The 12,493-nt window shown below is 71.6% G+C and carries 12 protein-coding genes; 4 read left to right on the forward strand and 8 right to left on the reverse strand.

Going from position 1 to position 12,493, the window contains the following annotated elements; genetic code table 11:
* The first annotated feature begins 239 nt into the window (after positions 1 to 239).
* A complete protein-coding gene (locus tag ABT137_RS05075) occupies positions 240 to 824 on the forward strand; it encodes a 3'-5' exonuclease (RefSeq protein WP_351702638.1) in 585 nt (194 codons plus the stop codon).
* Between the two features lie 23 nt (positions 825 to 847).
* Positions 848 to 1,375, forward strand: coding sequence for a hypothetical protein (locus tag ABT137_RS05080; RefSeq protein ID WP_351702641.1), 528 nt, complete (start codon positions 848 to 850; stop codon positions 1,373 to 1,375).
* An 11-nt stretch (positions 1,376 to 1,386) separates the two neighbouring features.
* Here the strand turns inward: ABT137_RS05080 and ABT137_RS05085 are convergent, their stop codons facing one another.
* A complete protein-coding gene (locus ABT137_RS05085; protein ID WP_351702644.1) occupies positions 1,387 to 2,235 on the reverse strand; it encodes an endonuclease/exonuclease/phosphatase family protein in 849 nt (282 codons plus the stop codon).
* Positions 2,236 to 2,324: 89 nt separating this feature from the next.
* On the opposite strand from ABT137_RS05085, the gene ABT137_RS05090 reads away from it, so the two are divergent.
* On the forward strand, positions 2,325 to 2,711 hold the full coding sequence (locus ABT137_RS05090; protein WP_351702647.1) for a nitroreductase/quinone reductase family protein: 387 nt from the start codon (positions 2,325 to 2,327) through the stop codon (positions 2,709 to 2,711).
* Between the two features lie 50 nt (positions 2,712 to 2,761).
* On the opposite strand, the gene ABT137_RS05095 is transcribed toward ABT137_RS05090, so the two are convergent.
* The 6 genes from ABT137_RS05095 to ABT137_RS05120 form a co-directional block, all read right to left on the reverse strand.
* Positions 2,762 to 3,313, reverse strand: a complete 552-nt coding sequence (locus tag ABT137_RS05095; protein ID WP_351702650.1) for a DUF3455 domain-containing protein — start codon at positions 3,311 to 3,313, stop codon at positions 2,762 to 2,764.
* A 202-nt stretch (positions 3,314 to 3,515) separates the two neighbouring features.
* Entirely contained in the window at positions 3,516 to 4,985 is a 1,470-nt protein-coding gene (locus tag ABT137_RS05100) for an aldehyde dehydrogenase family protein (RefSeq protein ID WP_351702653.1), read from the reverse strand.
* Positions 4,982 to 6,712, reverse strand: coding sequence for an N-acyl-D-amino-acid deacylase family protein (locus ABT137_RS05105; protein WP_351702656.1), 1,731 nt, complete (start codon positions 6,710 to 6,712; stop codon positions 4,982 to 4,984). The genes ABT137_RS05100 and ABT137_RS05105 overlap by 4 nt, the downstream gene beginning before the upstream one ends.
* Before the next feature lie 94 nt (positions 6,713 to 6,806).
* Entirely contained in the window at positions 6,807 to 7,925 is a 1,119-nt protein-coding gene (locus tag ABT137_RS05110; protein WP_351702659.1) for an LLM class flavin-dependent oxidoreductase, read from the reverse strand.
* Between the two features lie 98 nt (positions 7,926 to 8,023).
* Positions 8,024 to 8,794, reverse strand: coding sequence for an SDR family NAD(P)-dependent oxidoreductase (locus tag ABT137_RS05115; protein WP_351702662.1), 771 nt, complete (start codon positions 8,792 to 8,794; stop codon positions 8,024 to 8,026).
* Between the two features lie 13 nt (positions 8,795 to 8,807).
* Entirely contained in the window at positions 8,808 to 9,713 is a 906-nt protein-coding gene (locus ABT137_RS05120; protein WP_351703582.1) for an LLM class F420-dependent oxidoreductase, read from the reverse strand.
* Between the two features lie 293 nt (positions 9,714 to 10,006).
* Here ABT137_RS05120 and ABT137_RS05125 point away from each other — a divergent pair, with 293 nt between their 5' ends.
* A complete protein-coding gene (locus ABT137_RS05125) occupies positions 10,007 to 10,900 on the forward strand; it encodes a hypothetical protein (RefSeq protein ID WP_351702665.1) in 894 nt (297 codons plus the stop codon).
* Between the two features lie 87 nt (positions 10,901 to 10,987).
* On the opposite strand, the gene ABT137_RS05130 is transcribed toward ABT137_RS05125, so the two are convergent.
* On the reverse strand, positions 10,988 to 12,232 hold the full coding sequence (locus tag ABT137_RS05130) for an amidohydrolase family protein (RefSeq protein ID WP_351702668.1): 1,245 nt from the start codon (positions 12,230 to 12,232) through the stop codon (positions 10,988 to 10,990).
* Positions 12,233 to 12,493 lie beyond the last annotated feature (261 nt).

Here is a 12,493-nt window from a genome sequence, read left to right on the forward strand (position 1 = left end):
CCGTCACGTCGCGGTTGACCACAGCGAGCGCGGCCTCCAGCTTCGGCCACCGACCTGGTTCGGCCGGCCGGGGCTCCGGGAGAGGCTGCCGGTGCCGACCAGGACCGACGCGCTCGTACGAGAAGTAGCTCACCGGGGCATCGTCACATGCGCGCAGTCCCTCACCAGGCTGCGGGTATGCGGTGAACTGCCGCGAAAACCAGGTGCCGCAGCCGCTGCGCCTCCCTACGCTTCCCGCCATGGACAGCACCGGGGCCGGGGGTCTCGTCAACGTCGTGGACGTCGAAGCGACCTGCTGGGCCGGTTCCCCGCCGCCCGGCGAGGTCAGCGAGATCATCGAGATCGGTCTGACCGTCGTCGACCTGGCGGCCGGCGAGCGCCTCGCCCGGCACCGGATCCTGGTGCGGCCCGCCCGGTCCACGGTCGGCGAGTTCTGCACGGAGCTGACCGGCCTCACCCAGCCCGAGGTCGACCAGGGGGTCGCCTTCGCCGAAGCGTGCCGGCTGCTGGCGGCCGAGCACCGCGCGGGCGCCCGGCCGTGGGTGAGCTGGGGCGACTACGACCGCCACCAGTTCACCCGGCAGTGTCGGGCCACGCGGACGCCCTACCCTTTCGGCCGCCGGCACACCAACGCCAAGGCCGTCTTCACCGAGGCGTACGGTCTGCGCAAGCGCCCCGGCATGGCACAGGCCCTGGAGATCGCCGGACGGCGGCTCGAAGGCCGGCACCATCGGGGCGAGGACGACGCCTGGAACATCGCGGCCCTCGTGCTTCACCTCTCCGAACGGGGTCTTTGGCCGGCCCCGGTGGAACACCTCGCCTGACGGGTGGAGGGGAAAGGGCTGCCATGGGGGAACTGGCGGAGCTTGCGGAACGGGTCGCACTGATCGACGCGTGCGTCGAGCCCATCGCGAGGCGGCCGGTGGATGTCACCGACCCCGACTGGGTGCGGAAGATGCGGGAGGGCCCGCATCCGCTGGACGAGGCGGGGATCCGCCCGGAGGCCGAGGCGGCGCTGCGGGACGTGCTCACCCGCTACGAGGAGGGCGACGACGGCGTCCGGGCCGACCTGCGAGCCCTCCTGGAGCGGCGTCGCTGGTTCGGCTGGGCGACGACGCTGCCCTTGGAGCCGACCCCCCAGGGCTTCCGGCGGCGGCTGCTGGAGATGTCGGTCGAGGACCAGGGCCTGGACACCCGGGACATGATGGTTGCCCTGAACGACCTGTGCGGGCAGGCCCGGGACGCCGGGGTCGACATCCGGCCGCTTCTCCTGGACGTGGCCGGACTCTCCAGTGACGTCGACAAGTACGGGATGGGTTCCACGCGGCACATCCTGCTCCGGGCGGCCGGACGGGAGCCCAACGGTCTCTGGTGAGCGGGCTGACGTCACCCGGCGGACGGTGAGCCCGCGGATCCCCCGTCCGCCAGGTCCGCGACGACCGCCGCGTGGTCCGACGGCCACACCCCGTCGACCGGGCCGTCCCCGGCCCGCCGTACGGCCAGCACCGTGCCGAGGCCGCCGGGGCCGGCCGGGGCGCCGACGTGGATGTAGTCGACGCGGACGCTGGGGCCGAGGCCCGGCGCGACGTACGGGTTGGCGTTGTCCCAGGTGGCGGAGGGGGCGGCCGGGTCGGCGTACTCCCAGGCGTCGAGGAAGACCTGGCCGGGTACGACAGGTGCGGTGCGGACCCCGCCGAACCGGCGGACCTCGTCGGAGTCCGGCCAGGCGTTGAAGTCGCCGGTGACGACGGGCGGGAAGCCGGTGCCCGCACGGTGGGCGGCGACGAACTCGGCCAAGGCGGTGACCTGTTGGCCGCGCACGGCCGACAGGTGGAGCTGCGAGGTCAGGTGGACGGTGAAGAAGGGGACGGGGTGCGCGGGGGCGGCGATGCGGGCGTGGAGCGCGAGGCGTCCGTCGTCGAGGTCCGGTGGGGCCGGCAGGCGCAGCGCCTCGCTCTCCAGCACCGGCCAGCGGCTGAGCACCGCGTTGCCGATCTCGACCCCGGGCTCCCCGATCCGCCGCTGCCAGCGCTCGGAGGCCGGGGAGGCGGCCCAGGTCCAGTGCAGGCCGAGTTCGCCGGCGAGCCATTCCGCGAGGTTCCCGTCGCCCGTGGCCCACACCTCCTGCAGGCCGACCACGTCCGGCCGCAGCTCGCGCAGCACGGCGAGGATCGCCTTCTGCCGTTCGGCCCACGGCCCGAAGCGCCACCACAGGTTCCAGGTCACGATCCGCACGGGCCCACCGTCTCTCGTCGGGGTTGCGTGAGAGACATTGGAAGTCACCGCCGACACCGAAGTACAGCCGAACAGGAGACCGGGATTCCATGTCCGACCGCAGATTCCGTGCCACCACCGCCTTCCAGCGGCACATCGCCAACCCGTTGACCCGCCTCATGCCCTTCCAGACCCTGCTGGAGACCACCGGACGCGTCTCCGGTCAGCCGCGGCGGACGCCGCTCGGCGGGCGGCGGGTCGGGGACAGTTTCTGGCTGGTGTCGGAGTTCGGGACGAAGTCCCAGTACGTGCGGAACATCCAGGCCGACCCGCGGGTGCGGGTGCGGATCGGTGGGCGGTGGCACCACGGCACCGCCCACCTGCTGCCCGACGACGACCCGGTCGCCCGGCTGCGCACCCTGCCCCGGGGCAACAGCGCCGCCGTAAAGGCGCTGGGCACGCAGCTCCTGACGATCCGGGTCGATCTGGCCGACTGAGCAGGAGCGCCCCGAACAGGAGCGCCCCGGCGGCCCTTCCAGCGGAGCGCTCAGCTCGCCTTGTAGAACGCGTACGTCGCCGAGTACGGCACCGACACCTGGTCCGTGCCGGTGCAGGCGGCGGCCGGGGCCACACCGCCCTCGGTGTCCAGGCGCTGGACGTAGGTGACGCCCTCGAACGTCCCGGCGCCGCGGGTGGCCGTGGCCTTCAGGAGCAGCTCGGGGACGGCACCGTCCTTCGCGGACGTGGCGACCGCGGAGGCGTTCACCGCGCTGCCGTCGACCGTGGAGACCCAGACCGGGCCACGGGAGTGCAGGGCGACCGGGCGGTGGGCGCGGTCCCGCTTGTCGGAGAGGGTGGCGGCGGGCTCCAGGAGCTTCCAGGCGCCGTCGGTGCAGGTGTAGGTCTGCACGCCGTGCGCGGAGTAGACGCCGGTCAGCTTGTTGCCGTCGGGGACCGCCAGCGCGGCGGGGGCGTGGACGGCCGGGAGGGCGGCGGGCTTCGCGGACGCGGCCTGGACGGCCGTCGTGCCGAGCAGGGTGGCGGCGGCCGCGGCGGCGACGGCCGTGGTGGTCAGGGCGATTCTCTTGACGTGCTTCATGAAGGGGGGTCTCCGAACGGGATCCGTGCGTGCTCAGGGAAGGGGGCAGTCAGGGCCGGTAACCGGAAACCTGCCGTCCCCCCTGCATCCCGGACGCTACGGACTCGTCCCCCACGAGCGAAGCGGCTTTCCCCTTCTTTGCCCTCCCGTAATACCCCTTACGGCCTCAACGGGCAGACTTCTAGCACCTTTTGACAGACCGTCACCCCGGCCAGACGATCGCCTGCACCTCGCTGTAGGCGTGCAGGGCGTAGGAGCCCACGTCCCGGCCGACCCCGCTCTTCTTGAAGCCCCCGAACGGCGCCTCCATGTTCCGCCCCACGGTGTTGATCCCGACCCCGCCCGCCCGGAGCCGCCGAGCCACCCGGAAGGCCCGGGCCACGTCGCCCGACCAGACGTAGTCGATGAGGCCGTAGTCGGAGTCGTTGGCGAGGGCGATGCCCTCCTCCTCGTCGTCGAAGGGGACGACGGAGACGACCGGGCCGAAGATCTCCTCGCGGGCCACCCGCATGTCGTTCGTGCAGTCGGCGAGGACGGTGGGAGCCAGGTAGAACCCCCGCTCCGGCGACGGGCGTTCACCGCCGGTCACCACCGTCGCACCTTCCTTCCTGCCGAGTTCGACGTACGACTCGACGCGCGCCCGGTGCTCGGCGGTGATCAACGGCCCGACCACCGTGTCCGGCGCGGCCGGGTCGCCCACCTTCAACCGCCCCGCGTACGCGGCCAGTCCGTCCACCAGCCGGTCGTACAGCCCGCGCTGCACCAGCACCCGGGTGGGCGCCGTGCAGATCTGCCCGCTGTAGAAGGAGAAGGTGGTGCCGATCCCGGCCACCGCCGAACCGACGTCCGCGTCGTCGAGGACGACCGCCGCGCCCTTGCCGCCCAGCTCCATCAACTGGCGTTTCATGTCCCGCCCGCACACCTCGGCGATGCGCTGCCCGACGGCCGTGGAACCGGTGAAGCTCACCATGTCGACGTCGGGGGAGGCCACGGCCGCCTCGCCGACACCGGTCGACCGCCCGGAGACGACGTTCACCACGCCCGGCGGGGCACCCGCCGCCTCCAGCGCCTCCGCCATCCGGTAGACGGAGAGCGGGTCCTGCGGGGCCGGTTTCACGACCACCGTGTTGCCCATCGCCAGCGCGGGCGCGACCTTGCCCGCCGGGTTGGCCCACGGGTTGTTGTACGAGGTGATGCAGCTGACCACGCCGACCGGCTGGCGCACGGCCAGCGCGCCCATCACGCCCGCCTTCCCCATCGGCCCGGCCTCGTTGATCTGCGGCGGGATCGCCCACTCGGCCGGTTCGACGGTCGCGTACCGGCGGAACCGGGCCACCGCCACCCCCACCTGCATCGCGCGGGCGGTGCCGGTGGTCGCGCCCGTCTCGGCGCGGGCGAGGTCCGCGTACTCGCCCAGCCGCCCGCGGATGATGTCGGCGGCCCGCCCGAGCACCGCCGCCCGCTCCCCCGCCGGCGTCCGCGACCAGCCGTCGAAGGCCTCCCGGGCGGCCGCACAGGCCGCCAGCACCTGCTCCCGGGACGCCTCCGGCGCCCAGCCCACGGTCTCCTCCGTCGCCGGGTCGACGACCTCGTAGTACCCGTCGTCCGGCGCCACCCACCGGCCCCCGACGAACAGCCGCTGCCCGTCCGCCGCCTCGCCCGCCTCGCTCACCGGGTGCTCACCGTCCTGGTGTCCCGCCCGGACCGCAGCACCTTCCCCGGTACGGCGCCGCTCACCACGTCGTCCCGGATGGCCTCGACGCCGTTGACCCAGACCGCGTGCACGCCGATCGCCTTCGAGTCCAGGCGCGGACTGTCTCCCGGCAGGTCGTGCACCAGGGTGGCCTGGCCGGCGGCGATCCGCTCCGGGTCGAAGAGCACCAGGTCCGCATGCCAGCCCTCCGCGATCCGCCCCCGTTCCCGCAGCCCGAAGAGCCGGGCGGGATCGTCGGTCAGCATCTTCACGGCCTGCTCCAGGCCGAGCAGCTTGCGGCCGCGCAGGCAGTCGCCGAGGAAGCGGGTGGTGTACGGGGCCCCGCACATCCGGTCCAGATGCGCCCCGGCGTCCGACCCGCCGAGCATGACGTCCTCGTGCTGCCAGGTCTCGGCGCGCAGCGTCCAGGAGGCCGGGTCGTTGTCGGTGGGCATGGGCCACAGGACGGTACGGAGGTCGTCGGCGGCGCAGATCTCGACCAGGGTGTGGAAGGGGTCCTGGCCGCGCTCCTGTGCTATGTCACGTACCACCCGGCCCGACAGCCCGGCGTTCGCCTCGCTGTAGGTGTCCCCGATGACGTACCGCCCGAAGTCGGCAAGCCGCCGGAAGACTCCGGCCTCCTTGCTGTTCGCGCGCTCCATCATCTCGGCCCGTACCTCCGGGTCGCGCAGCTTCTCGATCCGCTCCGGAACCGGCAGCCCGAGGATCGGCCCCCACCCGGGGATGAGGTTCAGCGCGCAGAAGGTGCCGAGCGACATGTTCATGGGCGTGAGGATCGGCATGGTCAGCGCCACGACCCTGCCGCCCGCCTTCCGGGCCCGTTCACTGGCCTGGAGCTGGCGCGGCACCCGCTCCGGGACGGCGGCGTCGACCGTCAGCACGTTCCAGTTCAGGGGCCGCCCGGCCACCGCGCTCATCTCGGCGAACAGCTCGATCTCGGCGTCGCTGAACTGGTCGAGGCACCCGGCGACGATCGCCTCGATCTGCGTCCCCTCGTGCTCCCCGACGGCCCGTGAGAGGGCCAGGAGTTCGGCGGGGAGCGCGTGCCGCGAGGCGACCGGCTGCCCGTCCCCGTCGGAGTGGGTGCTGGACTGCGTGGTGGAGAAGCCCCACGCTCCCGCGTCCATGGCCTCATGCAACAGCCGTACGATCTCGGCCAGTTGCTCCTCACTCGGCTGCCCGCCGACCGCGTCCGGCCCCATCACGTACCGGCGCAGCGCACAGTGCCCCACCATGAACCCGGCGTTGACGGCGATCCGCCCTTCGAGCGCGTCCAGGTACTCCCCGAAGGAGCTCCAGCTCCAGGGCGCCCCCTCCTCCAGGGCGACCAGGGACATGCCCTCGACCTTGGACATCATGCGGCGGGTGTAGTCGGCGTCGGCGGGGCGGGCGAGGTTGAGCGGGGCGAGGGTGAAGCCGCAGTTGCCTGCCGCGACCGTGGTCACCCCGTGGTTCAGCGAAGGTGTCGCATACGGGTCCCAGAAGAGCTGGGCGTCGTAGTGGGTGTGCGGGTCGACGAAGCCGGGCGCGAGGACGAGCCCGGTGGCGTCCTCGACCGTCCGGGATTCCTCGGTGACGGTGCCGATGACGGCGATACGGCCGTCGCGGATGCCGATGTCGGCGAAGTAGGCGGGCGCGCCGGTTCCGTCGACAACGGACGCGCCCTTGATGACGTGATCGAGCATTGGGCTCACCTCTTGGTATGCGGCAGGACTGCTTACCCAGGGGCGCGGGGAACTGCGCGACCAGCCACACACGACCCGCACCCGCCTACGACGCTCAAGCCCCTTGACGGAACCGCGTAGTCCGGTGCACCGGATCCGTGTCGATCTTCGGAATCACGTGCTCCCCGATCAACCGGATCGTCTGCAGCGTCTCCTCCTTCGGCACCCCCACCGGCAGCCCGAAGCTCAGCTGGTCCGCCCCGGCCTGCTCCCACCGCTTGCACTGCCGCAGCACCTCGTCGGGGTCGCCACAGATCAGCAGTTCCTCCTCGACCAGCAGCTCCACGAACTCCGGCGTGTACTCCGGCAGCGTCTCCGGCCACACCGGGAAGCCCTCGGGCCGCGGGAAGGTGTCGTGGTACCGGAACACCAGGGACGGCAGGTAGTGGAGTCCGCCCGACGCCGCGATCCGGATCGCCTCGTCGTGCGTCGGCGCGCAGATCGCCGTCGTCGTCACCATGACGTTGTCGTTGACGAAGTCCCCGACCGGCTCGGCGTTCACGATCGCCGTCTTGTACTGCTCCAGCACCCACTCCATGTCGGAGACCTTCTGGATGCTGAACCCGAGCACCCCGAGCCCCTTCTTCGCCGCCATGGCGTACGAGGGCGGCGAACCGGCCGCGTACCACATCGCGGGGTGCGACTTGCCGTACGGCTTGGGCAGCACCTTGCGCGGCGGCAGCTGCCAGTGCTTGCCCTGGAAGCCGACGTACTCGTCCTGGAGCCACATCTTGGGGAACTCGGCGATGGTCTCTTCCCAGATCTCCTTGGTGTAGTTCATGTCGGTCACACCGGGGATGAACCCGAGGATCTCGTGGGAGCCGGCGCCGCGCCCGCTGCCGAACTCGAAGCGGTTGCCGGTGAGATGGTCGAGCATGGCGACCTTCTCGGCCACCTTCACGGGGTGGTTGACCTGGGCGAGAGGGTTGAAGATCCCGGAGCCCAGATGGATCCGCTCGGTCGCGTGCGCGAGATACCCCAGGTACACGTCATTGGCCGACAGGTGGGAGTACTCGTCGAGGAAGTGGTGCTCGGAGGCCCAGGCGTACTTGAAGCCGGACTGGTCCGCCTGGATGACGTACTCGGTCTCCTCCATCAGTGCCTTGTGCTCGGCCAGCGGGTCGGTCTCGGCTCGCTTGCCCACGTATCCCTGTACAAAGAGCCCGAATTCCAAGGCGGTTCACCGTCCCATATTTCCTGACGCTCCGTCAGATACCGTTCGTTGGCCGACTGTCGCACCGGCCGCTTCCAGCGTCAATAGCTGACGAGTCGTCAGATCACGCTGACCCCCGCCAGCCACCCCCCGTCGATCACGAACGGCTGCCCGGTGATGTACGACGAGTCGTCCGAGGTCAGGAAGAGCGCCAGCCTGGCCACCTCCTCCGCCCGCCCGATCCGGCCCAGCGGCACGAGCTTGCGGTACAGCTCGTCCAGCGCGCGGCTCATCTCCGCCGGGTCGGCGGTGGGGTCCAGGCGCGCCGGGTTGGACATCGCGGTGTCGATGGCGCCGGGGCAGATCGCGTTGACGCGTATCCGCCGGCCGGCGAGTTCCAGCGCGGCGACCCGGGTGAGCCCGAGCACCGCGTGCTTGGTGGCCGCATAGGTGCCCACCGCGGCCATCCCCGTCAGCGCCGTGTAGGACGCCGTGTTGACGATGGTCCCCCCGTCGTCCAGTTCGGGCGCGACCGTCTTCATGCCCAGGAAGCAGCCGACCTGGTTGACCTGCACGACCTGCATGAACTCTTCGAGGGGCGTGTCCACGAGCGCGTTGAAGCGCAGGATGCCGGCGTTGTTCACCAGCCCGTCGAGACGGCCGTACGCCCTCTTCGCGGCGGCGACGGCGGCCTGCCACTCCTCCTCCACCCCCACGTCCAGGTGGACGTAGGCCGCCCCGATCTCCTTGGCGAGGGCCTCGCCCAGATCGTCCAGCACATCCGCCACGACGACCCGCGCCCCCTCCTCCCTGAAGAGCCGCGCCTCCTGCTCGCCCTGTCCGCGCGCCGCCCCGGTGACGATGACGACCCGCCCGTCCAGTTTGCCCATGCCACTGCCTCCCTCAGGTGAGACGGGGCGCGACGTCCGCCCCGAACGCCTCGATCTGGTCGATGAGTTCGGCCCGGCTCCGGCTGCGGAACCGCACCTGGATCTGGTGCACGCCCATCGCGCCGTACGCCCGCAGCGACTCGGCGAGGGCCTCGGGGGCACCGCTGAGGGTGCGGCGGCCCACCGCCCAGTCCGGGGTGCCGACGTACAGCGGTTCCGTGATCGCGCCGACGGTGATCGGCTCCTCGATGCCGGCCTCCTCGCGCAGCCGCCGCAGCCGCTCGATCTGCGCCGGCAGCCGGTCCCTCGGGTCGCCCTGCGGCAGCCAGCCGTCGCCCTTGAGCGCGGCCCGCCGCACGGCGGCCGGCGACGACCCGCCGACCCACACCGGCACCCGCTCCTGCGCGGGCCGGGGCCGCTGCCCGAGCCCCTCGAAGTCGTAGAACTTGCCGTGGTGGGAGGGGAACTCGTCCGGGCCGAGCGCGGCGCGCAACGCGTCGATCGCCTCGTCCAGCACCGCGCCGCGCTGCCCGAAGTCCACCCCGAGCACCTCGAACTCCTCCCGCACGTGCCCGGCGCCGACGCCGAGCACCAGGCGGCCGCCGGAGAGGTGGTCGAGGGTCGCGTACTGCTTGGCGGAGAGCAGGGGGTGGCGCAGGCCCACGACGGCGACATGGCTGAGCAGCCGCACCCGTTGGGTCACGGCGGCCAGGTGGGCGAGGGTGGCCACCGGGTCGTACCAGACCGTGCTCATGGCCGCGGCCAGCCGGTGCGGGATCGCCACGTGGTCGCAGACGGCGAGGTAGGCGAAGCCGGCGCGCTCCGCGGCGCGCGCGATCGCCACCAGGTCCGCGGGACCGGCGGCGGCCTCCCAGGGCTCCGCGTAGATGGTGGACTGGGACTGGACGGGGAGCTGCATCCCGTACGCCGGCCGCCCGTCCGGCAGGGCTTGGATGGACACACACCCTCCTGCATCTGATGGATCGTCATAAAAGGTTTGCCGGAGCCATCGTCTTACCTGACGCATCGTCAGACAAGGGGCGAGGGACGTGATCGTCCGGTGCAGAATGTCCGCCTCTCCGACCGATTGACCCGAGACCGTCGTGGTCATGTCCCGGGCACGTCACCGGCTGAAGACGGTCCGGCCAGGGCCCGTACCTGCTGTCGACGGCTCGGGGGGTCCGGGTCGCACCGGAACACGGGGAGACCGAGATGATCCGCAACCGCATCGCCGCACTGGCCGCCGCCGCAGCCGCCGCGTCCCTGCTGCTGACCGCGTGCAACGCGACCGACGAGGCCGCCTCGGTGGCCAAGGACGGTGTCGGCACCGCGCTGCAGAGCCTGCACTTCAACAGCGGCACCGCGAAGCAGAACAACGCCACCCCCAAGACGGGCGACTGGGCCACCGGCGCCGGCAAGCCGGCCGTGACCCCGGCCGCGAAGAAGTGGGTGCAGCTGAGCGCGGCCAAGGCGGGCGATCTGAACCCGGTCGTCGTCAACGGCGCGGGCTTCACGCTCTACCGCTTCGACAAGGACACCGCGAACCCGTCCAAGTCCAACTGCAACGACGCGTGCGCGACCACCTGGCCGCCCGTCGTCGTCGCCCCGGGCGGCAGGATCTTCGTCGACGGCGTGAACAAGTCCGAGGTCGGGGTGGTCAAGCGGGCCGACGGCAACCTCCAGGTGACCATCGGAGGGTGGCCGGTCTACCGCTTCAGCAAGGACCTCAAGCCCGGTGACACCAACGGGCAGGGCGTGGGCGGCACATGGTTCGGAGTGACGCCGGACGGCAAGAAGGCCGGGGTCCAGGGCCAGGGCCAGAACAACACCGGCGGCACCGGCGGGACCGGGACCGGTACGGCCGTGACGACCAGCGTGATCCTCTCCGACGAGACCGACTTCGGCGACCCCTCCGAGGGCCTGGCCGGCTCCGGCTGCCAGAACGTCGCCCGCGACGACTCCGCCTCCTCCCTCCGGGCCTCCGGCGCCCTGAAGATCTGGTCGGAGAAGGACTGCAAGGGCGAGTCCAAGGTGGTCCAGGGCGACATCGCCGACCTGGCGTCGATCGGCTTCGACAACAAGATCTCGTCGGTGTTTCTCGGCTGACACCGGCAGTCATGGCAGCACCGTCCCGCGCCCGCGGCCCCGGGCGCGGGACGGCCATGGCCTGGCCCTCCCCGTACGGGGCGGTCCTCACGAGGTCGGGCCCGGCCCCGCCCACAGCCCGTCGGGCGTCAGCCCCAGCAGCTCGATCGCGTTCCCCCGTACGATCCGCTCCACCGCGTCCGGGGCCAGGTGGCCCATCTGGGCCTCGCCGACCTCCCTCGACTTCGGCCAGGTGGAGTCGGAGTGCGGGTAGTCGGTCTCGTACAGCACATTGCCGAGGCCGATCGCGTCCAGGTTCTTCAGCCCGAAGGCGTCGTCGAAGAAGCAGCCGTAGACGTGCTCGGCGAAGAGTTCGGAGGGCGGGCGGGTGACCTTGTCGGCGACGCCGCCCCAGGCGCGGTTCTCCTCCCAGACGACGTCGGCGCGCTCCAGGATGTAGGGGATCCAGCCGATCTGGCCCTCCGCGTACATCACCTTGAGGTGGGGGAAGCGCTCGAACTTGCCGCTCATCAGCCAGTCGACCATCGAGAAGCAGCAGTTGGCGAAGGTGATGGTGGAGCCGACGGCGGGCGGGGCGTCGGCGGAGGTGGAGGGCATCCGGCTGCTGGAGCCGATGTGCATGGCGACGACCGTGCCGGTCTCGTCGCAGGCGGCGAGGAAGGGGTCCCAGGCGTCGGTGTGGACGGAGGGGAGCCCGAGGTGCGGGGGTATCTCGGAGAAGGCGACGGCGCGGACACCGCGGGCCGCGTTGCGGCGGACCTCGGCGGCGGCCAGTCCGGCGTCCCACAGGGGGATGAGGGCGAGGGGTATCTGACGGCCCTGCGCCAGCGGGCCGCACCACTCCTCCACCATCCAGTCGTTGTACGCCTGGACGCAGAGCAGGGCCAGTTCGCGGTCCTTGGCCTCGGTGAAGGTCTGCCCGCAGAAGCGGGGGAAGGTCGGGAAGCAGAGCGCGGACTGGACGTGGTTGACGTCCATGTCGGCGAGCCGTTGCGGCACGTCGTACGACCCGGCCCGCATCTGCTCGTACGTGATCACTTCGAGCTTGATCTCGTCGCGGGAGTAGCCGACGGCGGTGTCGAGGCGGGTGAGGGGGCGGTGCAGGTCCTCGTAGATCCACCAGTCGCCGATGGGGCCGTCCTCACCCGGCTTGCCCATGACGGGCTTGAACCGGCCGCCGAGGAAGCTCATTTCCTTCAGCGGGGCCCGGACGATGCGCGGCCCGGTGTCCAGGTACTTCTTCGGGAGGCGGGACTGCCAGACGTCCGGCGGCTCCACGGTGTGGTCGTCGACGGAGATGATCAGCGGGAAGGTGCCGTCCTGGGTGTCCATGGCGCTCACGGTAGCGCCGATCTGACGAACCGTCAGCTACGGGAATGACGGTACGTCAGGCGGTACGGCGACGGCGGCCCACTCCCCCGGCGGGATTCACCGACTCCGGCGCCGAGGACGCCGAGTTGCCCGCGGAATCGTTCCGCCAGACGTCCGCCCTGCTGGCGGGGGTGCGGCCGTGTGAAGACCGTGTGGACCACCGCGTGTCGCCCTGTGATCGGTGTCTCCCCCGGCTGACGCGGCCCGCCCGGACAAGGCAGA

This window comes from Streptomyces sp. NPDC001980 (assembly GCF_040296885.1).
GTDB lineage: Bacteria > Actinomycetota > Actinomycetes > Streptomycetales > Streptomycetaceae > Streptomyces.